Annotated in this window: 23 protein-coding genes and 1 riboswitch; of the genes, 5 read left to right on the plus strand and 18 right to left on the minus strand. The window is 37.2% G+C overall.

Going from position 1 to position 23,017, the window contains the following annotated elements:
• Window positions 1-69: 69 nt before the first annotated feature.
• The 5 genes from Q0093_RS10100 (at window position 70) to fic (ending at window position 3,141) form a co-directional block, all read left to right on the plus strand.
• Window positions 70-597, plus strand: coding sequence for a nitroreductase family protein (locus Q0093_RS10100; protein ID WP_297930075.1), 528 nt, complete (start codon window positions 70-72; stop codon window positions 595-597).
• Window positions 598-612: 15 nt separating this feature from the next.
• The gene (locus Q0093_RS10105; protein ID WP_297930077.1) at window positions 613-1,404 is read left to right on the plus strand and encodes a Rossmann-like and DUF2520 domain-containing protein; all 792 of its coding nucleotides are present in this window, start codon (window positions 613-615) and stop codon (window positions 1,402-1,404) included.
• Complete coding sequence (locus Q0093_RS10110; protein ID WP_297303406.1) at window positions 1,385-1,906, plus strand: HAD family hydrolase; 522 nt, start codon at window positions 1,385-1,387, stop codon at window positions 1,904-1,906. The genes Q0093_RS10105 and Q0093_RS10110 overlap by 20 nt, the downstream gene beginning before the upstream one ends.
• A 13-nt stretch (window positions 1,907-1,919) precedes the next feature.
• The gene (locus Q0093_RS10115; RefSeq protein ID WP_297303407.1) at window positions 1,920-2,501 is read left to right on the plus strand and encodes a Maf-like protein; all 582 of its coding nucleotides are present in this window, start codon (window positions 1,920-1,922) and stop codon (window positions 2,499-2,501) included.
• A gap of 70 nt (window positions 2,502-2,571) precedes the next feature.
• Window positions 2,572-3,141, plus strand: a complete 570-nt coding sequence (gene fic, locus Q0093_RS10120; protein ID WP_297930079.1) for a protein adenylyltransferase Fic — start codon at window positions 2,572-2,574, stop codon at window positions 3,139-3,141.
• An 18-nt stretch (window positions 3,142-3,159) separates the two neighbouring features.
• Here fic and Q0093_RS10125 read toward each other — a convergent pair whose 3' ends face one another.
• The 18 genes from Q0093_RS10125 to Q0093_RS10210 form a co-directional block, all read right to left on the minus strand.
• Window positions 3,160-4,344 carry a hypothetical protein gene (locus Q0093_RS10125; protein ID WP_297930081.1) on the minus strand — a complete coding sequence of 395 codons (1,185 nt, stop codon included), beginning with the start codon at window positions 4,342-4,344 and terminating at the stop codon, window positions 3,160-3,162.
• Window positions 4,345-4,611: 267 nt separating this feature from the next.
• Complete coding sequence (locus Q0093_RS10130; RefSeq protein WP_297930083.1) at window positions 4,612-5,373, minus strand: sulfite exporter TauE/SafE family protein; 762 nt, start codon at window positions 5,371-5,373, stop codon at window positions 4,612-4,614.
• A 128-nt stretch (window positions 5,374-5,501) separates the two neighbouring features.
• Window positions 5,502-7,514, minus strand: coding sequence for a DUF4465 domain-containing protein (locus Q0093_RS10135; protein ID WP_297930085.1), 2,013 nt, complete (start codon window positions 7,512-7,514; stop codon window positions 5,502-5,504).
• A 114-nt stretch (window positions 7,515-7,628) separates the two neighbouring features.
• Window positions 7,629-7,831: riboswitch (cobalamin riboswitch) on the minus strand.
• Window positions 7,832-8,015: 184 nt separating this feature from the next.
• Entirely contained in the window at window positions 8,016-9,170 is a 1,155-nt protein-coding gene (locus Q0093_RS10140; RefSeq protein ID WP_297930087.1) for a sugar MFS transporter, read from the minus strand.
• Between the two features lie 395 nt (window positions 9,171-9,565).
• Window positions 9,566-10,693: a universal stress protein gene (locus Q0093_RS10145; RefSeq protein ID WP_294175916.1), complete on the minus strand. Its 1,128-nt coding sequence runs from the start codon at window positions 10,691-10,693 to the stop codon at window positions 9,566-9,568.
• Window positions 10,694-10,721: 28 nt separating this feature from the next.
• The gene (locus tag Q0093_RS10150; protein ID WP_009316794.1) at window positions 10,722-10,991 is read right to left on the minus strand and encodes a hypothetical protein; all 270 of its coding nucleotides are present in this window, start codon (window positions 10,989-10,991) and stop codon (window positions 10,722-10,724) included.
• A 167-nt stretch (window positions 10,992-11,158) separates the two neighbouring features.
• Complete coding sequence (locus Q0093_RS10155; RefSeq protein WP_297930089.1) at window positions 11,159-11,851, minus strand: phosphatase PAP2 family protein; 693 nt, start codon at window positions 11,849-11,851, stop codon at window positions 11,159-11,161.
• Window positions 11,852-11,938: 87 nt separating this feature from the next.
• Window positions 11,939-12,685, minus strand: a complete 747-nt coding sequence (locus Q0093_RS10160; protein ID WP_297930091.1) for a tetratricopeptide repeat protein — start codon at window positions 12,683-12,685, stop codon at window positions 11,939-11,941.
• A gap of 14 nt (window positions 12,686-12,699) precedes the next feature.
• Window positions 12,700-14,511, minus strand: coding sequence for a BatD family protein (locus Q0093_RS10165; RefSeq protein ID WP_297930093.1), 1,812 nt, complete (start codon window positions 14,509-14,511; stop codon window positions 12,700-12,702).
• A gap of 28 nt (window positions 14,512-14,539) precedes the next feature.
• Window positions 14,540-15,325 carry a BatD family protein gene (locus Q0093_RS10170; RefSeq protein ID WP_297930094.1) on the minus strand — a complete coding sequence of 262 codons (786 nt, stop codon included), beginning with the start codon at window positions 15,323-15,325 and terminating at the stop codon, window positions 14,540-14,542.
• A gap of 29 nt (window positions 15,326-15,354) precedes the next feature.
• The gene (locus Q0093_RS10175) at window positions 15,355-16,128 is read right to left on the minus strand and encodes a tetratricopeptide repeat protein (RefSeq protein WP_297930096.1); all 774 of its coding nucleotides are present in this window, start codon (window positions 16,126-16,128) and stop codon (window positions 15,355-15,357) included.
• 54 nt (window positions 16,129-16,182) lie between these two features.
• Window positions 16,183-17,208, minus strand: coding sequence for a VWA domain-containing protein (locus Q0093_RS10180; protein WP_294175904.1), 1,026 nt, complete (start codon window positions 17,206-17,208; stop codon window positions 16,183-16,185).
• An 11-nt stretch (window positions 17,209-17,219) separates the two neighbouring features.
• On the minus strand, window positions 17,220-18,203 hold the full coding sequence (locus Q0093_RS10185; protein WP_022390757.1) for a VWA domain-containing protein: 984 nt from the start codon (window positions 18,201-18,203) through the stop codon (window positions 17,220-17,222).
• The gene (locus Q0093_RS10190; RefSeq protein ID WP_297930098.1) at window positions 18,200-19,231 is read right to left on the minus strand and encodes an LPXTG cell wall anchor domain-containing protein; all 1,032 of its coding nucleotides are present in this window, start codon (window positions 19,229-19,231) and stop codon (window positions 18,200-18,202) included. Before Q0093_RS10190 ends, Q0093_RS10185 begins: the two co-directional genes overlap by 4 nt.
• Before the next feature lie 35 nt (window positions 19,232-19,266).
• Complete coding sequence (locus Q0093_RS10195) at window positions 19,267-20,136, minus strand: DUF58 domain-containing protein (protein ID WP_294175898.1); 870 nt, start codon at window positions 20,134-20,136, stop codon at window positions 19,267-19,269.
• Between the two features lie 28 nt (window positions 20,137-20,164).
• Window positions 20,165-21,160, minus strand: coding sequence for a MoxR family ATPase (locus Q0093_RS10200; RefSeq protein ID WP_009316784.1), 996 nt, complete (start codon window positions 21,158-21,160; stop codon window positions 20,165-20,167).
• A 180-nt stretch (window positions 21,161-21,340) separates the two neighbouring features.
• Entirely contained in the window at window positions 21,341-22,579 is a 1,239-nt protein-coding gene (locus Q0093_RS10205; RefSeq protein ID WP_297930100.1) for an HU family DNA-binding protein, read from the minus strand.
• Window positions 22,569-22,862, minus strand: a complete 294-nt coding sequence (locus tag Q0093_RS10210) for an HU family DNA-binding protein (RefSeq protein WP_009316782.1) — start codon at window positions 22,860-22,862, stop codon at window positions 22,569-22,571. Before Q0093_RS10210 ends, Q0093_RS10205 begins: the two co-directional genes overlap by 11 nt.
• Window positions 22,863-23,017 lie beyond the last annotated feature (155 nt).

Below are 23,017 nucleotides of genomic sequence, written 5' to 3' on the forward strand. Positions count from 1 at the left end.
TTACATCTTTTTATGGGGCTTTTACCACAATATCGTATCTTTGTACAGAAACATTTCAATATTTACTTTATGGAAAACCTGAAAGAACTGCTCAAAAACAGACGCAGTATTCGCAAATATACCGAAGATTCCATTTCTCCGGAAAATGTAAAAGAAATACTTGAGGCAGCTTTAATGTCGCCGACATCTAAACGGTCTCTTTGCTGGGAATTCGTCGTGATCGAGAATCCGGAACAATTAGAAAAACTTTCTCACTGTAAAGCTCAAGGAGCAAAACCTATTGCCGGCGCAAAACTGGCTATTGTTATTCTTGCCGATCCGTCAAAAAGCGATGTATGGATCGAAGATGCATCCATTGCGGCAATCCTCATCCAACTACAATCTGAAGATCTCGGTATAGGCAGTTGTTGGATACAAATACGAAACCGATTGACAGAAAACGGACAATCTGCTGAAGATTATGTTCGTGAAATGTTGGGAATCCCATACGGAATGGAAGTTTTGTCCATTATCACTCTGGGTCACAAAAATGAAGAAAAAAAGCCTTTTGATCCGGATAAGGTTCAATGGGAAAAGGTTCACATAGAACGTTGGTAACATAAAAAGATAAATATGAAAAAAATAATATTTATCGGAGCTGGTAACCTCGCTACACAATTGTCGTCAACAATGAAAGAACAAGGTTACGATATAATCCAGATATATAGTAAAAGCCTCAAAAATGCAAAAATATTGGGGTCATCCTTGTCTTGTGATTACACCGATGACCTCAATCAAATAAAAGATACGGCAGATCTTTATATTTTTTCAATAAAAGATACGGCATTACAGGAATGCATCCGGTCTGTCAAACCGAATAAAGCTCTTTGGGTACATACAGCCGGAAGCATACCGATGTCCATATTCGAATCACATGTAAAAAGGTATGGTGTATTCTACCCGCTACAAACTTTCAGTAAAAACAAAAAGGTAAGTTTCTCAAATATACCGTTTTTTGTCGAAGCTAATTCAGAGAAAGATACTACGTTATTAGCCGATATGGCTTTAAAAATTTCACAAGATGTAAGAATCGTCTCTTCAGAGCAGCGAAAATATATTCACTTAGCTGCCGTATTTGCATGTAATTTCACAAACCACATGTATGCAATATCCGAAAAATTACTAAAAGAACACGGATTACCTTTCGACATTCTGCAACCGCTTATCCAAGAAACAGCTGATAAAATAAAAAAAATATCCCCCTTAACAGCTCAAACCGGTCCTGCCGTAAGATATGACGAGAACGTAATGAACAAGCAACTATCTTTGTTAGATGACGATCAACTAAAAGAAATCTACCGATTATTGAGTAAAAATATTCACGCATTTGCAATAAACATTTCCCATGAGCAAAATAAATTATGATTTATCTCGAATAAAAGCTTTCGCTTTCGATGTCGATGGAGTTCTTTCTTCAGACATGATTCCTCTGCATCCCAATGGAGAACCGATGCGTATGGTCAATATAAAAGACGGATACGCGATACAATTGGCCGTTCGTTTAGGTTACAATATAGCGATTATTACAGGAGGACGCACCCAAGCTGTTCATGAACGGTTTTCCGCATTAGGAGTAAAACATATCTTTATGGGTGCAAAAATCAAAACCGAAGCATACTATCAATGGATTGAATCTTCAAACCTAAAACCGGAAGAGATCCTGTATATGGGTGATGATATTCCGGATTATGAAGTTATGAAACTGGTAGGACTACCTACTTGCCCCGCTGACGCCGCACCTGAAATTAAAGCGATATCAGCTTATATATCCCCCAAAAAAGGAGGATGCGGATGCGGACGAGACGTTATAGAAGAGGTGCTGAAAGTACAAGGAAAATGGATGGCCGACGAGGCTTTCGGATGGTAATAAATAAGAAAAAATGCTGGATCATATACAAAAATACAATATTTTACTGGCAAGCAATTCGCCAAGACGTCGAGAATTATTGAGCGGATTAGGAATCGAATACGAAGTAACCGCCCTTTCTGATATAGATGAATCATATCCGGAAACATTGCAAGGTGAAGAAATTCCGAAATACATAGCTATGGTAAAGGCAGAGGCTTATAAACCGGAAATGACAGATAAAACTCTGCTGATCACAGCAGATACAATCGTATGGTTGAACGGTAAGGTTTTCGGGAAACCGAAAGACAAAGACGATGCGAAAAATATGCTACGTACTTTATCGGGAAATATTCACACGGTGATTACCGGTGTTTGCATCACTACACAGGAGAAACAAATTTCTTTTGCCGTTTCTACCGATGTATCTTTTGCAACTCTCGATGAAGAAGAAATCGATTTTTATGTAGAAAAATATACTCCTCTCGATAAAGCCGGTGCATACGGAATACAGGAATGGATCGGATTTGTAGGAGTAAACGGCATTAACGGTTCTTATTTTAATGTTATGGGGTTGCCTATACACCGGCTATATCAGGAACTCAAACATTTTTAATTGCGAAATATTTTGTAATTAAAACCCGTATATTCTATTCCGAAAAGATTCGTTTTACAAATTCTCATTTATGGAACAAAAGAAACAACAATATATAATAGATGAACAAAGTCTGGAGAAAGCCAAAGCTCTGTTTGAAACAGGCGATATAAATAACATTGAGGTAGGTACAACTAAAGGATTGTGCCAGATACATGAGTATTTATTCTGCGGTCTATACAACTTTGCCGGAAAGGTACGTACCCAGAACATCGCCAAAGGAGGCTTTCGTTTTGCAAATTCAATGTTTCTCGACGTAATACTTCCTGTAATAGAGAAAATGCCGGAAACAACTTTTGAGGAAATCATAGCTAAGTATGTAGAAATGAATATCGCTCATCCATTTATGGAAGGTAACGGACGTTCTACAAGAATATGGCTTGATCTAATTTTGAAAAAAAATCTTGGTAAAGTTGTTGATTGGAACATGGTTGACAAAGACCTCTATCTGCAAGCAATGGAACGCAGTCCAATCAATGACTTGGAGCTCCGTTTCCTTTTGCAACCGGCACTAACTGAAAAAGTCGATGATAGGAAAATGATATTTAAAGGGATAGAACAATCGTATTATTACGAAGGATATAGTAAAGACAAAATTTAGACAGGCTATAAGACTCTTTTAATAAATCTCTACCCTCGCCCGATAATGAGATGCGGAAGTAACCGGAGATAAAGATATATATCCTTTAACAATTTTCCCGTCACAGATGATTAACGGATTATTTTTCGTCCGGGCTAAGTGATCTGCATATAAAGCAGCGGAATCAGGGTTATAATCGACAACATATATTCCTTTCGATCCGGATGCTGTATAACGATCATAAAAAATGCGGGATACTACTCCCATATTCATTCTCAGATTCAATTCGATACAAGGATTCAGGCGATACTTACCGTTTTCTTTATAAATCATCATATCGATACCGAGATATCCTTTATAATAAGGTGCGACTTTTACCGACAATAATTCTTGTAACGCTATCTTTACAGATTCTATACGTTCTGTAGCCACATAAATTGACAAACAAGATAATATATCATCGTCTCCGGTCAAAATATTTCCGGTATACACTCCCTTTTTGTTTGTATCAAACAACGAATATCCGGCAAAAACTACGGACGAGACTCCGTCTGAATGAAACTCCATGGCAAAATCCTGCACTTTTTCGTAAAACGGTTCTCCCATCATACTTCCTTGCCGACGTAATATTCCTCTACTCCAGCGCTCAAGTGTCGTATCATATACGCCACGTCCCCAGCTCAATCCTTTACCACTTCCGGACCATGGCGCTTTAAGAACCGTCAACGGAGCAGATTGTATGTAGCGGCGTACAGATTCGGTCGTATATAATTCTTCCGGCAACAAATCGGGAATATCTTCTATTTTATAATCTCTCAACCCTTTTAATATTTCCAGTGTCTGATTTCTATGATATAAGCGCTTCTGTTCTTTTAGAAAAGCATCTCCCGGCAATAAATGATTCGACACTCCCATACGTAAAAAACGTTTGGCAATTTCAGGACTCCATCCCCAAGGAATGCAAGCCGTCCAATTCTTATCAGGCAAACAGTCCTTTATCACAACTCCGGGAAAACATCCTAACAAGGTTCTCTCGGAATACATCCAATCGATATATTTTTCAGAAGGAACTATTACATCATCATCTTTCTCTGCATACCAAACCGGCAAGAACGCTAAATCTTCAGCTATAATTCTGGCTCGAGGAGGAGGCATATAATTTTCACCGCCATTGGCGACAGAAAGATCATTCTCAGGATTAAAAATATAGAGAGCACCAGACATATTCGTATTATTCTGGCTGCAAAAATAGGAGATTTATTTTAATAGCTTTAGAGCCTGTCTAAATTTTCCAATAAAAAAAATATTATCAGGTCATCTTTGTGTTTTCTTCCGGTCTTTTTTCCCGTTTTCCCTCGTCAGATAGCCCACTATCATCCTCCTGAAAACAGAAAAATATCCTCGTAAGAAACTCTCAAACCTGACCCGAGCAAAATTTAGACAGGCTCTAAGAGTCTATCTAAATTTTGTGGAAATATCTTTCTAAAATTCTCATATCATCCGAAAGAAAATAATATACAAAGCCGATAATACCAATAAAATCAACAATATGCTTCGAATAAAAACCGGACTCCAAGTACGAACGAATTTTACTCCCCAATATCCACCTACCGCACTTCCTACTCCCATCAACAATCCATAGTTCCAAACAATTTGAGCATGATATATAAATATTATCAGAGCGACAGGAATAATCATCAAATTAAGGAAAAGTTTCAAAGCATCTCCCGTAACCATATTATGTCCCATTCTCAACACCAATACTGCTAATACGAGATAAGTAAATCCTGCTTGTATAAATCCTCCGTAAAAACCGATGAAAAACAATAAAATAAAATTACTCACGGTCAAGCCACGAAAAACTATCGAATTTTTAATACGAGTCCATTTATCCGGCTGAAAGAAAAGTGCTGCAATCATCAATACAGTCAACAACAAAATAACAATATTCAGAATTGTTTCGGTTAAATATTCTGCTGCCAGCCATGCTCCTACCATAGCACCAATAATAACAGGAACAGAAAGAATGAAGCCCTCACGTAATGGAAGCTGTTTTTGTTTATGAAATGTCGTTACCGCTACTATATCCTGTAATAGAATAGCAATTCTATTAGTTCCGTTAGCAACTCCTGCAGGCAACCCTAAAGCCAATAAAACCGGAAGTGCCAATAAAGAACCTCCGCCTCCGATGACATTTACAATACCACAGATCATTCCTGCCATCAATAAAGATATTACCGTTACAAAATCCATAATTTTTTTTATATTAAACGGAAAAAGATTATACTTTGTTTATAAAAAAGGATATAAAAGAAGCCATGTCGGTATTTCGACACAGCTTCTTTTTGCGCAGATTAATTTGTAAAGGAAAACTTAACTTATCACTGTTTGATAAATTTCAATGTTGAAGTATATGTATCATCTGTAATCCGAATATAATATAGTCCGGTAGCCAGATCACCTACATAAATTTGTTCAGATGCTGAAACAGAACGAACAAGAACTCCGTTTAACGTATAAATATCAGCTTTTTTATATTCATCACCTTTGATGCGAATATAATTCGATGCCGGATTAGGATATACACTCCAAGAAAGTGCTTTCTCACTTTCTGATATTGCAGATGGCACTGAAGCCTGAGGATTTACCGACAAGCCATCTAAGCAAAAATAAGTCGGAGTGTTCATTCCATAATCTCCATTATCTGAAGATGACAAAGAAAACTCTATCGAAGAAACCTCTCCCAAAGAAGACAAATCCATCCAACTCCAATCTGTGACAATATAATCGTCACAACTATAATCTGAACGATAATCAGCCAAATAAAAATCGACATTCCCGGTTTCTGTATCACCATTCTTTCCCACAGCCGTCAATTTTAAGAAATCCGGATCTGTCCCATTTTTTCCACCAAACTTTTTCCCATAAGAATCACCATATTTCATCGAAATATAATTTATGGCAGCATTCGTCACATACACACCGTTTACTCTATGAGACATTCCGTCTGCAAAAGATATAATACTTTGATCATCACTATATGAGTTCCAATATCCGAAAATATATGGGGTATTATCCCCGTTTACGCCTGCTCCGGTCACTGCAGCGTAAGTATTCTGCGGCAAATATTCCCACGAACTTACGACATCTGTATTTACACTGCCATCCGGGTTGTATAAATCCGAAGGTTCATTCAGATCGGGTTGCTGTTTACTGCAAACAAAACCGTCCCAAGAGAAAGAACCCCCACCCCAATCCGTTGCCGAATGTGAAAAACGGAACAAATCATTAAAATCAAAGAATTTCGTTTCTGTATCGAAAATAAAATCCGAAACCTTTGTCGATTCATCTAAAACTGCTTCGGATAAATCCAAAACAACAGATTTGTCTTCAGATACTTGAGCATCGGGATGAAGATCTATGACAGACTTAAATTCTGTCGATGTCTCTCCTACAGCTCCGACACATTGGTTCAAAGCAGTATATACCTTTACAAAATCGATATGTGTCAAACGAACAGGATTTCCGTATTTATCGACAGCCCAATCTATTTTCATCCCGATTTTCTCATTCGACTCATTGGCACTCCAATTATCGGCATACCCCCAGTCATAAGCCGGAAATTGCCATATATTCCCGGACTGTACAGCATTCGAAGGCAATAAAGAACCCGAAAATGTCAACTCATCCGATTCGATCCACATCGGATAATAAGACTGCTGTTTATGGAAAGTATTACGCAATACATAACCTGTATTTCCCAAATTATCTTTCCACATTACATCCGCAATATTATTATTTTCTGTTTCTGTACGAAATGAAGCTGGGTTATTTATATAATTTTCATCAGGAGTTCCTCCTTTCCGTATTTCTATGTCGTATTGAGGCCTGTAATAAGTTATTTTATAATTATGAACTGTCTTAGGGTTATTATATTCCGAACCGGCCAATTCATACCACTCGTCATCAGGAAGGCCGTTTCCATTCTTATCTTGAGATACCATAATAATTCCACACTCGGCATTATTTACATACGCATTTCCCGCTGTCTTAAAATCATACTCGCCGGGAACATTCACAATCGGTTTATCAAAACCGACAACCACATAACCGCCATAAGCTCCCAAACCGATAAACGAACTACCGGCTTTCATTGTCGATTCTGCCTTTGCCCGAATCGATTCATCCGTATCTCCTGCTTCATATTTAGGCAAAGATGCATTCACGAATTGCCCGGGTGCAGGAACATATTCCAACACTTTAGTTACTGAGGTTGTTTGTCCCGTCACACTTAACGAAGCTGACAATAAACTGCAACAAAGCAATACTCGGGACTTTCTCAAACCCTGCAAAACAAAATCTTTTTCACAATTAAAACGTAAAAATTTCTGCATACTGATATATTTATTTGATTCTAACTAATCAAATAGCCAACTAAAAATAAGAAAGTGAACATTATATGGTAAAATACCGCGTAATAATACTCAAAAGCTTATTCCTCGAAAGCTATTGAAATGAGTTTGTCCGGCAGGTCTTCTGACTTACTCCTGTTTTGAACGCCTTCCCATTTACAGAAAATAAACAGTGGCAAAGTATTTTGTCAAAACATTTTACAGAGTTTACAGCAGCGGGACTGTTCAGGATTCTCACCTGATTCCCTTTTAATCATGTCCCTGAACAGGAACTATGAACCGAAACGCAGCAAAGATAATATTTTTATTATAATATTATTTTAGTACCTATTTAAATTTTACGGAAATATTTTTTCCTTACTCATATCAGCTACAATAGATTCACATCTCGAATAAGAACCTGATTAAACTTTAAACTGTATTAAAAAAACTCCGGGAAGCTACAAATAGTAACTTCCCGGAGCTTCATAAATTATCAAATTCTCAATTATTTTTTACTTTAATACCGAAAGAACAATATGTCAAATATAATATGCAAACTAAAATAACCGCGACAGAACCGTTTTGACTCCCAACCAAATCCGTAGCGTATCCCATCAAAGGAGGAACAATCGCTCCACCAAAAACTCCCGTAATCATCAAACCGGAAATTTCATTTGCTTTGTCGGGACGACTTTGTAATGCCATAGAGTAAATAACAGAGAAAATACTTGAACATACAAACCCTACTAACCCGATCATTGCATATATTAACATCAAATCATTCACAAAAAACAGAGCTAACATACCTAAAATCGCTATAAGGATATTGATCCGGAAAAATTTAACAGGTGAATATTTCGCTAACAAGGCCGTACCGACAAAAGCTCCGACTGTACGACAAGCAAAATATACGCTCGAACCGAATCCTGCAGCATCAACAGCCATGCCACAACGTTCTATAAGCAATTTCGGAGCAATAGTATTCATTCCTACATCCGTACCTACGACAAACACTATTCCCAAGAAAAGGAGCAAAATCGTTTTATCTTTCAATAATCCGAATGTCGCTCCGAATGACGAAGCTGAATCGGGTTTCTCCTCCTGAATAGGACTAACTAACAGCCACAGCGTAGAAATCAAAGTTATTACAGCAAAAATCGGAAAAAGATATTCCCAAGATCCGAAAAAACTCAAGGCAAATGCGGCAATAAACGGTCCGCAAAATGATGATATTGCTTTAATAACTTGCCCTCCGGTTAAAGAACTGGTCAAAGCATCGCCTTTTACAACATTGGTCAATAACGGATTTAAAGAAACTTGTAAAATGGTATTTCCAATTCCTAAAAACGCAAAAGCGACCAGGCAAGATACCAAGTTATAAGAAATAAAAGGTAGCATCATTCCCACAATAGTTACAACCATGCTTACCAAAACAGTCCGCTTTCTGCCAATTTTATTCATCACGATAGCTGTAGGAACGGACAAAAGTAAAAACCAGAAAAATACTGCGGAAGGGATAAAACCTGCTAATGTTTCGGACAATCCGAAATCATTTTTTACATAAGAGGTAGCCATACCGACTACATCACAGAATCCCATGATAAAGAATCCGAACAGCACTGCGAGAAGTGCCGATAATGAAGTTTTGTTTTTCATCTGAGGTCAATTGTGTGTATTATTAATGAACCAAAATTATGCAAAATGATCGTAATAGCGATATAAAATAGCAGATTTTTTTAGAGCCCATTTAAATTTTCTGAGCAAAAAGGATTAAAAAGCTTCTTAATTTTCTCAATAAAACAATGTATATCTTTCTATATATAAATCATTTAACTTACATAAGTATAAGAAACCTATCTAAATTTTCTGACAAAAAAGTATTCTCGAAAACAGCTATCAAAAAATGTTCGTGTAAAATCTAAACAGTCTCTCAAAATTAAAACTTCCATCATAGTATGGAACAAAACTTTAAACTGGATCTAAAAAATAATATTCCCTGAAATACAGTAAGTAATTTCAGGGAATATATTTCTTAGCTTCGCTTAAAATCTTCACCATCCGACAGAGGGAATCACCAACAATGGAGTATCTGCATGGAATAGCATCTTATGAGCAATACTCGGATTAAACAACCTCGCAAATATATTTCTCTTTCGTGTCGTCATCGTTAATATATCGATTTTTTCATCTCTGATAAACTTTTCTACACTATTCAAGAAATCATCTCCATTTAACATCATATAAGCAACTTCACGTCCCGGATAATGTTTATCGAAATATTCCTTCATCCCTGCTAATTTAATTTCATTCCAAGCGTCTCGTTTAGTATTCATATGAACAAAGTTAATCTTAAAATCATACGAACCGAATAATCTCATAAACGTATCTATCGCTATCAAATCCTGTTGATCGAAGTTTGTAAAAAACGCAATGTTATTTACCTCGTCAATCATTGTAAACGGAACACTCTCAGGTACGGCAAACACCGGGAATTTTGTAGAATCCAAAACTTCTGCCGTGACACTTCCTATCAAATCGAGCTCCTTCTGGCTTTTTCCGCGTGTCCCCATTACAATCAGCATAGGATTATATTCTTTACTATAATGATTGATTTCATCTTCTGGAATACCTTCCCGAAGAACATAATCGAATTCTACGCCCGGTAGTAACCCTTCAGCAATCTGCTTATGCAAAGTCTCGACAAAACGAGCCATATCTTTTCCTACTCGATCTTGCACCTGTTTCAGCGCTTCATCTTCAGAAACTTCATAAGTAAATGTATCGGTGATTGGTATAGCGCCCGGGAAATATGGACTGAAATAAGCATGAAATAACATCACTTTGGCATTATGAGCCTTTGCAAAATCAAAGCCAATCTGACAGGCTTTAAAAGAATAGTCGGAGAAATCGACCGGAATTAGAATTTTCTTTTCGTGATTTTTACTTTTATCTTTTTGATGATCTTTATCATCGAAAAGTGAATACTGTTCTAAAATTTGAAGAGCATGCGGTAAATCCTGTTCTCTGATTCTTACGCGTACACCTGACGATATTACCGGCTGTATCAGATTTACGTTTTGGATAGCCACCGGGATATCCTCGTTCTCCAGAATGCCTTTTATAATCTGAGCCTTTTCGTACGTATAAATGGCTATAGTGATTAATTTATCATCGCCCATAACGCAAAAGTTTAAAAATTATTTACTTCTATTTTTCTTCGGCCATGCTATTCTCTTCTTGAAGAATAGACATCGCCATATCATATATAGTAGTGTTGTCCAATACGACTATACCACCATCAGGACCTGGTTCTATGTGCAGACCGCAATTTTTCCCGTATTCATAATTATTTCCACCGAAATAATTGCGAACAGTCTGTACCGTTACATTCAACTCATCTGCTATTCTGTGCATAGAACCATCGGGTAAACAATCTTTGATACGGCGAAGTTCATTAAATGTTATTGTTTTAGTCATAGTCGTTAATGTTTTAAATGGTTAATAGCTATGGTTTGTAATACGCATTAAATTTATATTTAAAAATCCACATTTCCAAATTTATCGGACTTTTTTATCGTTCATTTTAATAAAAAAACTCACAGGGAAAATTTTCTGTGAGTTTTTCAGTATAAATTAACAGTGGTTTACTTTATTCTGAAATTAATCCAAGGAGATATTATCAATATAGCCAAAAACGTAACATAAATTACGGCAACAATTATACGAACATCCTTATTATTATAATAAGGAGAAAAATTTCCTTGAAGCCACCCCCGTTTTACCGCATTATTGCGTCCCGCAACATACAGATAGTAGCCTCCCCATCCGGTCAATATTCCCCAAACACTTCCGGCTAAAATATCTCCCGGATAATGAACTCCCAAATACATACGGGAATAACATGTCAGCAAAGCCCATATAATAGCAGTAATCGTATATAATTTATTTCTGAATAATAACGCAGTAAAAGTTACCAAACCGGCAGCATTCGCAGCATGACTTGAGATGAAACCGAATTTTCCACCCCGATATCCGTTTGCAATAGTAACGAACTGAGAAAAGTCCGGATCTTGAGCCGGTCTGAAACGGGCAAAATAAGGTTTACAAATCGTCGAAGCGAATTGATCGCATACAGTAACGACAAGAATCATCATTAATATTGTCCATAACGCATCTTTCCAGTTTTTCCGAAAATATACCCAAGCAAATGACAAAATAAGCGGTATCCAGATATATTTGCCGGTATATACCCACATAACTTGGTCCCAATACACAGTATGATACCGATTAAGCAACAACAATATTTGTTGATCTATCTTGATAAGTTCCTCAAGCATAATGTTTTTATAAAATAAGATTACACAAAGCGACAAAATGCTTCCGCCACTTTGTGTAATTTAATAAGCGTTTTTTATATTTTTATTTTAAATTATTTCGATTTGATCTGTCGGTATCCAACCTCTGTTTCCGTCTGCCAACAAAATTTCAGACCATTCTCCAACTTTATCCAAAAGTTTCACCTTTGTACCTTCATGCAAAACAAAAAGATCAGTTCCGCTTTCAGCCGGTGAACTTTTAATTGTTATCGTCGGTGCAAACACTATGGCTTCGTTACGCTCGGTTATCTTATCTTTTTGTGCCGATGCAAAACTATTTGAGAATATAGAAACTAATAACAATAATAATCCGACGAAGAATCCTATTTTCCGCAATAATACATTTCTTGTAAAAAAATATAAATAAATACCGACAATAAAAAGCAAGAAACTAATAATACCCAATATAGCCCAGCTATTTGACGACAAAGTATTTATTAAGGTATGAATCCAAACAGTCAAAAAGAACGAGCCTACCGGTTCTATCTTATCCGTTATATGACTATTCGCCATACTCAAATTAAATCGTGCATCCTCGTTTCCCGGAGAGAGCAATAATGCCCTTTCATAGTTCAATATAGCTTTCGCATACTGCTTATCTTTATAATAAGCATTTCCTAAATTATAGTATAAATCTGAAGAGACTCCTTCGTCTTGAAGAACTTTCTCATATAATTCTGCCGCTTTCTTATAATTTTCCCGGCTATATGACTCATTTGCCTGATTCAATAATTCTTGTCCCCAAACAGTAGTAATGAGACAGAAAAAAAACAGAATACTATATATTTTTTTCATATCCATATCTCTATTTATTTCTTTACGGTATTTTCCATTTTTCCTATTGCTTCCACCGTATCTGCATATAGCTTATCCATCGCACTGTCTGATTGAGAAGGTGCATACTGAGCAAACTCACAAGTATCCAATATTTCCATAAAACGATTTATCAAATCTTCACTTGCTCCATATTTTGCTAATTCAGCAGCAACATTATCCCGAGTCAATTCCGACAATGGCAAACTTAATTTATCACTCAAATATCCCCATACAGCCTGCAGAACTTCATTGTAGAACGCCTCTTTCTGATGTTCTTTCAAATATTTCCCTGCAGTTTTCAACCTTCGTGTCGCTACTTTATTAGCTTTTTTCGTTTTCATTAAAGTAACATTTGCATTCTCCCTGGCCTGCTTCCGATTGACAATTACAAATATAATAAAAAACAATGCAGGCAAAATATACCACAACCAATATCCCGTACTTCCCCACACAAGAGACGGAGATTTTTGCAAATGTAAATTTCCGGTTTTAATAAAGTGGATATCTTGATTCAACATTTGCAAAGCTTCCTTATCCGTAAAATTGGAGATATGAGATGAAGAACCTCCAGCGCCTTTTTCTACTTTTAAATGATATTCCGGTGTGGTCAAAGTTTTATAGCTATTCGAATGAACGTCGAAATATGAAAAATCGATTCCCGGAATAACAAAATCTCCTGCATTGCGAGGAATTGCGGTATATTCTATCGTACGGACACCTTCTACTCCGGATGTCGTATTTTGAGTTTTCACATCAATCTTTGGATCATAAACTTCGAAATCAGCCGGGAATTTGATTTCCGGATTCTTTACATATTTAAGATTTCCAACCCCTTTGATTTGTAATTTTACTGTTACGGCTTCATTGGTTTTCAGATTCTCTCTATTTATAGAAGAAGTAATTGTAAATGTTCCTACAGCTCCCATATATGAGGCCGGCTTTCCTGCCGGCAACGGCAATACTTCTACAGTAACCGGTTGTGTCCGCACCGTCTTTTTTACTTCCTGCAAACCTCGCATCATACCGAAAGGCCCTCTCATGGGACGTACGACCTGTAACGCCATATCGAATTTACCGGGATTAATCGTTATTTTTCCCGAACGTTGAGGAAATAACAAAGCTCTCTTAATCACAACTGTTGTATAATTAGCTCCATCATAATGATCTAACTCAAACTGAGGATTCTGAATCGGCATATCCTGAACTACAAAGCCGTCAAAACTCGGAAAAGTATAATTCTCAAGTCCCATATTGGCAGCTTTGGTATATAATTTTATAGTTGCCAATATAGCTTCTTGTTCATATACCTTTGTTCTTGAAAGTATCAAACGGGCAAATGTCGTCGCATCAGTTCCTGCAGAGCCCTGAGCCGAAGGTGCATATTCCCGATCATCGTCAGAGCTATTATCGGAGTTTTTATCCGGAGGCAAAATTTTCAAACTAAGAGTATTGGATGTCAATTGCTTTCCTCCTGCTCGAATAGTTGCAGATCCTATCTTATAAGTTCCTTCTTTAATCGCCTTTAACGTATAAGTATAGGATTCTTCTGTTTGAGTAGTTGTTTTCCCGTTTATACTGGTAAATTGCGATCCTTGAGAAACAGCAGGACCAAAGAGGACGTTACATCCGGGAAATTCAGGCACTCTTAAATCTTGACCATTTGCATTGATCAAAGTAAATGTTACTTGGAATGTCTGTCCTTTGATTACTTGTCCCGGTGCTGATGCAGAAAATTTCACCCCATCAGCAAAACCGGATGAAATAGTACTGAAAAAAACCGCTATTATGAAAAATAATTTTTTCATTTCTATATATACTATATTTTGTTACTACTTATATAGATTGATATTTCCGTTGAGCCTCATTAAATCTCGTTTTACGAGTTTTTTCACTCTCCGGCAATATTTTTATTTTTACTTTTTTTGTTTTCAAAACTTTCCCATTTACATCTACTGAAGCAGAGGGAAATTTAACTGTCCCCGTTTTCTTCGCCTTCAATATCAACGTATATACCGTTTCTATCGGAGTACGTCCCCAGAACGAAAACCCTCCCTTACGAGAGACCTCCGGTCCGTAAATAAATTCGCAATTTTTTACTACCGGAAGATTAAAATTTTCTCCTTGCGCATTTTTCAAAACAAAAACAGCCTTAAAAGTTTTCCCCACTTCTACTTTTTCCGGGACAACAGCTGTAAATGATATAACATTATCGGCATACTCTTGTTTAGAGGATTTATCAAGTAAAATCGTATGTGAAGCGGTTTTCAACAGATCTCCATCAACCCTGACTGTCGCAGCCCCTATTTTCACCTTCTTTTTGCGGTCGGTTTTCAAAATATATGCATAATCTGTATAACTTAAAGACCGCCCTATTCCCCACTCCATTGCATACCGTGAAGGATGAGAAATTTCAGGTCCTTTTATAACTTGACATCCGCTAAACTCCGGAGCTCTGAAATCTTGTCCTTCAGCATTTTCAAGACGAAAAATGATCGTAAATTCCCGACCCGAATAAACTTTCTCCGGAACTATCAATTCAAAACGTACATTATTTCCTCCATAAGTCGCAACACTTATGAAAAAGAATATGAACATTATGAATCTTGTTCTTTTTGTCATACCGAATGAGTTTTAATCTTTAATCACCATTACCATTCCTTGTCTGTTTTCTTCCGTTTCTGCTGTTGCATCATAGCTTTACGGACTTTTTCTTGAGTATTCCGTTCATCTTGCTGCATAGCATCTAATATCTGTTGTGCATTTTCTTTAGACATTTGAGGTGAAGATGATTGTTGTTTATCCTGCTCTTTTTTATCTTGCTTATTATCATCTTTCGGATTTTGCTGTTGATTTTTATTCTGATCCTTATTATCTTTATTTTGGTCTTTCTGGTCTTTATTATCCTTATTCTGATCTTTATTTTGATCTTGATTTTTCTGATCTTGCTGTTGTTTCTTTAAAAGCAACTGAGCCAAACGCAAATTATAGCGTGCTTCATCATCTTTCGGATTTCGCCGTAACGCATTCTTATACGCATCTATACTCTCAGCATATTTTTTATCCTGCATAAACACATTGCCCATGTTATACCATGCCTGAGAACTTTTTATAGTATCGGTTTCTAATGTCGCCGCCTTTTTATATTGTTCGAAAGCGGCTTCATACTTCCCTTGACGGAACAACGAATTTCCCAAATTATACATCCCCATCCATGAGTCGGGATTAGCATCTAACGCCTTTCTATACTCAATTTCCGATTCGGTATATTTCTCGCCGGAATATAGTTTATTTCCACTACGAATGCTGTTTCGTTCAGCCTTTTTGTTCACTTCTTTACTGGATGACATAGGTTCTTTTGCCGAATTCTGAGCTGAAAGTACGGTAAAACAACACAATGAAACTATTATCGCTATATATTTCATAACCTTTCCGTTTTTTTAAGAGCACGGGGGCACACCACCGACTAAAAACAAATTTTATTTAGTAAAGAAATTAAATTTCTTCATCCATTCGTTCTTCCGATCCAAAATAAAAATATCAATCAATAATAACAAAAGTACGATCCAAGCAAGCCCCTGAAACTGTTCGTCATATTCTGAATATACTTTACTTTCGATATCTGATTTTTTCATCTTTTTTATTTGGTTGGTCAAAGCACGTAAAGCGCTGTTCGTATTATCTGCTGTTACATAAATACCTTCTCCGGCTTTAGCAATCTCCTGTCCCATCTGCTCATTCAATTTAGTAATGACGACATTGCCCTCATTATCCTTCCTGAAATCACTGCTTTCATTACTCATCGGGATAGGTGATCCTTGTGGAGAACCTATCCCGATCACATCCACACGAATGCCTTTTTTTGCCGCTTCCGCAGCCATTGCAACCGCATCATCTTCATGGTTTTCTCCATCTGTGATCACGATAATCGCCTTATCGGCACTTTCATCCGGAGTAAACGAATTCATTGCCAAACTAATCGCTCTTCCTATTGCCGTCCCTTGAGTAGGAACCATATTGGGATCGATACTGGACAAAAACATTTTCGCCGAAACAAAGTCTGAAGTAATCGGCAATTGCGTATATGCGTCTCCGGCAAACACAATCAACCCGACTTTATCGTTATCCAACTCATCTACCAACTTAGATAACATCATTTTAGCCTTTTCCAGACGGCTCGGATTAATATCCCGGGCCAGCATCGAATTAGAAACGTCCAAAGCTACGACAATCTCTACACCTTGTTTTTTCACCGTTTCTACTTTTGCACCCATTTGAGGTCTGGCAATTAAAAATACCAAAACAATCAATGCCAACTGTTGTAAAAAGAACTTTGTTCCCGGTTTATATTTTGAAACATCCGGCATTAAGGGCTCAAGAGTCTTTACATGACCGAATTTTTCCAGATTTTTCTTTTTTTTATACACACTATAAAAATAGAGCAGCCATATTAGCGGCACTATAAAAAGAAGATATAAATATTCTGGTTGTGCAAATCGAAACATAATCAAATCATTTAAGGAATGTTTCTTAATAAAGTATTTCTCAAAACAATCTCACAAATCAACAAAATCAGAGCCATGATTGCCCACGGCATAAAGTTCTCTTCTCTACGACTAAATTCTGTTACCGTCAATTTTGTTTTCTCTAACTTATCGATTTCTGAAAATATATTTTTCAAAACACCTTTATTCGTAGCTCTGAAATACTCTCCTCCTGTAGTAGAGGCGATCTGTTTCAAAGTAACTTCATCTATTTCTACTGGAATATTCTGATATTCGATACCATACGGGGTCTGAACCGGATATGGTGCAGTTCCCTGTGTTCCTACTCCAATCGTATATACCCGAATACCGAACGATTTTGCAATCTGTGCAGCCGTAACCGGAGCAATATCTCCCGCATTGTTAGTACCATCTGTCAACAGTATTATCGTCTTCGACTTTGCCGGACCGTCTTTAATACGGTTTACAGCTGTAGCAAGTCCGTCTCCGATAGCTGTCATATCGGCGATCATACCGCACTGAACATCTTTCAATAAGTTCAATAAGACGGCATGGTCTGTAGTCATCGGACACATCGTAAAACTTTCTCCTGCAAATATTACCAACCCGATATTATCATGTGTACGTCCTGTGATAAACTGTGCCGCAACATCTTTTGCCGCATCAATACGATTGGGTTTAAAATCACGTGCCAACATACTTGTCGATATATCTAAAGCGACAACAATATCAACACCTTCTGTTGTTTGATTCTCCCACTTATCTGTCGATTGAGGACGAGCTAATGCAACAATCACACATGCAATAACACCTAAACGCAAAGCAAAGCGTAAATGCCGTAAATAAGCCTTATAAGTCGTGGGTAATTTATCAAAAGCAAAAGTAGATGAAACCTGCAATGAGGCTTGAGCTTTTTTATGCTTCATAATATACCAGGCTATTGCCGGAAGAAGCAAAAGTAACAACCATAAATATAGAGGATTCGCAAATATCATAATTCATCTTTTTTATCAGAACCGGATACAGAGATTTTGTCTTCGGCCTGTACACCGTTTTCCTTTTTCTCTTCATTTGCAGTGGGGAGTTCTTCAACGACTTTTGTTTCTTCGACAAAAGTTATTGCATCCCGCATTGTCGCATCGTTATCATCCGGAAGCGGTCTCATCTTTGCAAACTTCACAAAATCTGCCATTTCCAAAATCTGTTTTAACTGTGTATCAACAGCTTTGGTTTCTTTATTAGAACGTAAAACAGATAAAATCTGAGATGATGTCATCTCCATTGCATTAATATGAAAACGATCATCAATATATTCACGCAAAATTTCAGTCAATCGAGTATAATACTCTTTCTCCTGTCCATTCTGCCAAAGTTTATCTTCCTTTAAAACTTCTAAAGCTTTTAACGCACGCTCATGCGGAGGTAACAGATCCTCTGGAGAAACAGTGTCCTCTCCCGGTCTCTTTTTCTTTCTGTAATAAAAATATCCGGCAACAATCAAAGCCAATAAAACAATGATACCTATAACAGTAAGGAGAGTATCTGAAATATAATCGAACAATACAAACGGAGGCTCTTGCACTCCCTTTATATCAATCGCAGCCTGAGTCGTGTCAACCTCTACCGGAACGACTTTCAAACTCAATGTCTGAGTAGAAAACGTATCATTATTTAAAATATACCGAAATGGCGGTATATAATAGAAACCCGAATCAAAAGAGGTCACTAAAATATCTCTGTTGATTTGAACGCGATCATTACCCAACAACACGGTATCCGGCTTCGAAACATTCAAAATTTCTACTCCAGCAACTAACGTATCATTTAATACCGGCATAGAAATTACCTTATTTTTATCCTGTACGAGCTCCAAATGTATCCGCGTCTGCTCACCCATCCATATAGATGCCGAATCCATCCGAGCCCGAACAACAGGGTCTCCGGCAAAAACCGGACAAACTATAAAGATAGCCGACACCACTGCGAAAAACTTCATCAATAGTTTTTTATAAATATCTTTCATCTCAGAATTTCTATTTTTATCCGTTATAAGGCTTATCATCCCCTATGCTTAAACAGATTCATCAAAGCCAATACGTAATCTTCATCCGTAGCGATAGCGGTTATATCGACTCTGCTCTTGCGAGCAGCATCCAACACACGACCTTGACGTTGAGACCACCATTGCGAGTATGTATCTCTCACCCTCTTGGAAGAAGTATCGATCCATTTTTCCTCACCCCGTTCGGAGTCCTGCATCTTCATCAATCCGACATTCGGAAGTTCGGTCTCTCTCCTATCATACACCTGAACAGCTACAACATCATGCTTACGATTAGCAATCGATAAAGCATTTTTAAAATTTTCTTCGGTAATAAAATCCGAAATGAAAAATGCCGTACACCTTTTCTTGATCGCATTAGTCAAATACTCTAATACCAGAGATAAATTCGTTCCCGTATGCTCAGGCTGAAAATCAATTAATTCCCGAATAATATAGAGGATATGTTTTCTTCCTTTTTTCGGCGGAATAAATTTCTCTATTTGATCTGAAAAAAAGATAACTCCTATTTTGTCATTATTTTGTATTGCAGAAAATGCCAAAGTCGCAGCAATCTCGGTCATCACCTCTTTTTTCGACTCACCCACAGCACCGAAATTACGACTGCCGGAAACATCGACAAGCAGCATAACTGTCAATTCCCGCTCTTCTTCGAAAACTTTGATATAAGGTTTGTGATGACGGGCTGTTACATTCCAATCGATATCCCGAACATCATCCCCGAATTGATATTCCCGAACTTCGGAAAAGGCCATACCTCTCCCTTTAAAAGCCGTATGGTACTGCCCCGCAAAGATATTACGGGATAGTCCCCGCGTCTTTATTTCGATCTGGCGGACTTTTTTTAATAATTCTGTCGTCTCCATACGTTATAATTCTCCGGAATACTTTTATTTAGGGAACTTCTACCTTATTCAATATTTCACTGATCACCTCCTCAGACGTAACATTGTTTGCTTCTGCCTCATAACTTAAACCGATACGATGCCGCATCACGTCATGACACACAGCACGAACATCTTCGGGAATCACATATCCCCGCTGCTTCAAGAATGCGTACGAACGAGCCGCCAAAGCCAAATTGATAGATGCACGCGGCGAAGCCCCGAACGAAATCATATCCTTTATATCTCCTAAACCATAGTCTTGAGGGAAACGAGTTGCAAATACGATGTCAACAATATAGCGTTCGATCTTCTCATCTATATATACTTTTCGGACGATATTACGAGTCTCGATGATTTCTTCAGCTTTCAATACCGGCTGAACTTTGGCTCTTTCGCCGGATATATTCTGACGGATAATCAATCGTTCCTCTTCTTTTTTAGGATAGCCTATAATTACCTTCAACATGAAACGGTCAACTTGTGCCTCAGGCAGAGGGTACGTACCTTCTTGCTCGATCGGATTTTGAGTAGCCAAGACAAGAAACGGATCATCCAGTTTATAAGTTTCCTCACCAATTGTCACCTGACGTTCCTGCATCGCTTCCAACAAAGCACTCTGTACTTTTGCCGGTGCACGGTTTATTTCGTCTGCCAAAACAAAGTTTGCAAAAACAGGACCTTTCTTTACTTGAAACTGCTCTTTCGCCTGACTATAAACCATCGTACCGATTACATCGGCCGGAAGTAAATCAGGAGTGAACTGAATACGATTATACTTAGCATCAATTAATGATGCAAGTGTTTTAATAGCCAATGTTTTTGCCAATCCGGGAACACCCTCTAACAAAATATGTCCATTAGACAACAATCCGATCAAAAGAGAATCTACAAGATGTTTTTGACCTACAATGACCTGATCCATGCCCATTGTAATCATATTGACAAAAGAACTCTTGCTGGCAATAAGTTCATTAAGTTCTCGAATATCAACTGTTTGACTCATATTTTTTCTTTTTAAATGAGTTATTTATATTTATCGATTATTTTTATTCTATGTAATGTTGCAAAAGTAGCCATGTTGCTTTTACATTTAACAATTTAGATGTTAAAAAAGAAAGAACTATATATTAAAAAAAACTAAGTCGCCCGGCTGAATCCAACGGACGACTTAGGCTATTATAGATCATTTTTCATATCTTTTCAATATTTCTGCCGCAAGAGCCTTTGCTTTATCAACAGACTCTTCATTTCTCGAATTTATTCCATATTTATTCGGATCGGGAATAACCAAGACCGTACCAATCGGAACATTATTCGGGTTTTGTATCTTCATTTTATTTTCCTCATAGATATAAACCCAAAAAGTTTTATGTCCATAATGTTTTAACGAAATAGTTGTCAAAAAAATACCCGGTTTTACAATCTCAGTAACCGGAATTTTCGGTTCGTCTATCTTTTTTTGGTGTTGTTGCGAATCTGTCGAATCAACATCCGGATATTTTTCTTCATCTCGGACATCAGTCCTTTGCTTTACGACTTCATCCGCCATATTCGACTTTCTTTTCATTACCGCTATTGCTTTTATAGAATCTGTTACCATCGTTTCAACAACCGACAAAGAATCTTTGTTCTCACTCACATCGGTTTTATTCTTTTTTATGGTAAAAGTCACGGGATGCATTGTCAGATTCACTTCTTTATACGAATCTACTTTATCAAAATATAACCAACCCAAAGCGATCAATGAAATAAGAAGGCAAGCAGACAGGAATCCTGAAATATACCCCATTCTGGTACGGCGTCTAAATTCACCTTTTATATCTATATTTTCAGGCCGGACAGACTTCTGCAAAGGCTGTAATGAAACTTCCCCTTCATCCGTATTTTTCTCTTCGCAAACAGATTCCCGTACACTTTCAGATTCCGATGAAGGATATTTTTCCTCTTTATCACGGTTTTCACGAGAAGTCGAAATTTCAGTTTCCGTCTTTGTTACAAGTTCATCACCATCCATTACAGTGACTTCGCCTTCTTCAAAATCCAAAAGATCCTCATTTTCCTCATCTTCTGCTTCTGTCAGGGTAACATCGGTCATGACATCATCCGGAAGGACTTCTGCTTCAAAACAAGCGAACGGAGCATTAACCGCTTCTTTAAGATTCTTATCAGGGGTAAAAGTTAATTTATAATGTCCGGGAATTTCAAAAGGCAACCCTGTTTGAATATTGACACTGGCTCTTTTTTCTACCCAGATGATTTTAAAAACACCTAACCCGTTAATTTTCAAAGATTCTCCTCTAGATATAACTTCAGACGCCAACCCGAAGAACTCCTTTAAAAAAAGCTCTGCGTCTTTCTTGGTGCATCTGGCTTTTTGAGCAAGAAGATCCGCTAAATCGGGCATAGTTATTTTATTGTTCATCTCCAGAAATATCTTTTAATCGATTTTTGATTACTGTTCCCGGCTTAAAACCCAAAACTATTTTGGGAGGGATAAGCATTCTTTTACCCGTTGCCGGATTTACCGATACCCGTTCCATTTTTTTTCGAGGCTCAAAAGTCCCGAATCCTTGTATAGATAAAGTATCCATCTGACCGCAACGATCTTTCAGTATTTGCAACATATCTGAAAAAAGATTATCTATTTCTTTTTTATCTTTTCCCAATCTGCTTTGAAGTTCCTCTATAAATTGCTTATGTTCCACGTAACCATTATTTAAACAATTCGGATGCTATATTACACTTTTTTTTCGATTTTTCAAAATAATCATCTTCTATTGAGACAAAACAAAATATCTCTACACTCTGTTTAATTATTTTCAAAAAAACAGATACAAAATAACGAAATAAATCTTATATT

This window comes from uncultured Coprobacter sp., from assembly GCF_947855755.1.
In the GTDB taxonomy this organism is placed as follows: domain Bacteria; phylum Bacteroidota; class Bacteroidia; order Bacteroidales; family Coprobacteraceae; genus Coprobacter.

Excerpts from the sequence above, each read along its gene's own strand:
- Q0093_RS10100 (WP_297930075.1), top strand. The coding sequence starts at position 70 with ATGGAAAACCTGAAAGAACTGCTCAAAAACAGACGCAGTATTCGCAAA.
- Q0093_RS10105 (WP_297930077.1), top strand. The coding sequence starts at position 613 with ATGAAAAAAATAATATTTATCGGAGCTGGTAACCTCGCTACACAATTG.
- Q0093_RS10110 (WP_297303406.1), top strand. The coding sequence starts at position 1,385 with ATGAGCAAAATAAATTATGATTTATCTCGAATAAAAGCTTTCGCTTTC.
- Q0093_RS10115 (WP_297303407.1), top strand. The coding sequence starts at position 1,920 with ATGCTGGATCATATACAAAAATACAATATTTTACTGGCAAGCAATTCG.
- fic (WP_297930079.1), top strand. The coding sequence starts at position 2,572 with ATGGAACAAAAGAAACAACAATATATAATAGATGAACAAAGTCTGGAG.
- Q0093_RS10125 (WP_297930081.1), bottom strand. The coding sequence starts at position 4,344 with ATGTCTGGTGCTCTCTATATTTTTAATCCTGAGAATGATCTTTCTGTC.
- Q0093_RS10130 (WP_297930083.1), bottom strand. The coding sequence starts at position 5,373 with ATGGATTTTGTAACGGTAATATCTTTATTGATGGCAGGAATGATCTGT.
- Q0093_RS10135 (WP_297930085.1), bottom strand. The coding sequence starts at position 7,514 with ATGCAGAAATTTTTACGTTTTAATTGTGAAAAAGATTTTGTTTTGCAG.
- Q0093_RS10140 (WP_297930087.1), bottom strand. The coding sequence starts at position 9,170 with ATGAAAAACAAAACTTCATTATCGGCACTTCTCGCAGTGCTGTTCGGA.
- Q0093_RS10145 (WP_294175916.1), bottom strand. The coding sequence starts at position 10,693 with ATGGGCGATGATAAATTAATCACTATAGCCATTTATACGTACGAAAAG.
- Q0093_RS10150 (WP_009316794.1), bottom strand. The coding sequence starts at position 10,991 with ATGACTAAAACAATAACATTTAATGAACTTCGCCGTATCAAAGATTGT.
- Q0093_RS10155 (WP_297930089.1), bottom strand. The coding sequence starts at position 11,851 with ATGCTTGAGGAACTTATCAAGATAGATCAACAAATATTGTTGTTGCTT.
- Q0093_RS10160 (WP_297930091.1), bottom strand. The coding sequence starts at position 12,685 with ATGAAAAAAATATATAGTATTCTGTTTTTTTTCTGTCTCATTACTACT.
- Q0093_RS10165 (WP_297930093.1), bottom strand. The coding sequence starts at position 14,511 with ATGAAAAAATTATTTTTCATAATAGCGGTTTTTTTCAGTACTATTTCA.
- Q0093_RS10170 (WP_297930094.1), bottom strand. The coding sequence starts at position 15,325 with ATGACAAAAAGAACAAGATTCATAATGTTCATATTCTTTTTCATAAGT.
- Q0093_RS10175 (WP_297930096.1), bottom strand. The coding sequence starts at position 16,128 with ATGAAATATATAGCGATAATAGTTTCATTGTGTTGTTTTACCGTACTT.
- Q0093_RS10180 (WP_294175904.1), bottom strand. The coding sequence starts at position 17,208 with ATGTTTCGATTTGCACAACCAGAATATTTATATCTTCTTTTTATAGTG.
- Q0093_RS10185 (WP_022390757.1), bottom strand. The coding sequence starts at position 18,203 with ATGATATTTGCGAATCCTCTATATTTATGGTTGTTACTTTTGCTTCTT.
- Q0093_RS10190 (WP_297930098.1), bottom strand. The coding sequence starts at position 19,231 with ATGAAAGATATTTATAAAAAACTATTGATGAAGTTTTTCGCAGTGGTG.
- Q0093_RS10195 (WP_294175898.1), bottom strand. The coding sequence starts at position 20,136 with ATGGAGACGACAGAATTATTAAAAAAAGTCCGCCAGATCGAAATAAAG.
- Q0093_RS10200 (WP_009316784.1), bottom strand. The coding sequence starts at position 21,160 with ATGAGTCAAACAGTTGATATTCGAGAACTTAATGAACTTATTGCCAGC.
- Q0093_RS10205 (WP_297930100.1), bottom strand. The coding sequence starts at position 22,579 with ATGAACAATAAAATAACTATGCCCGATTTAGCGGATCTTCTTGCTCAA.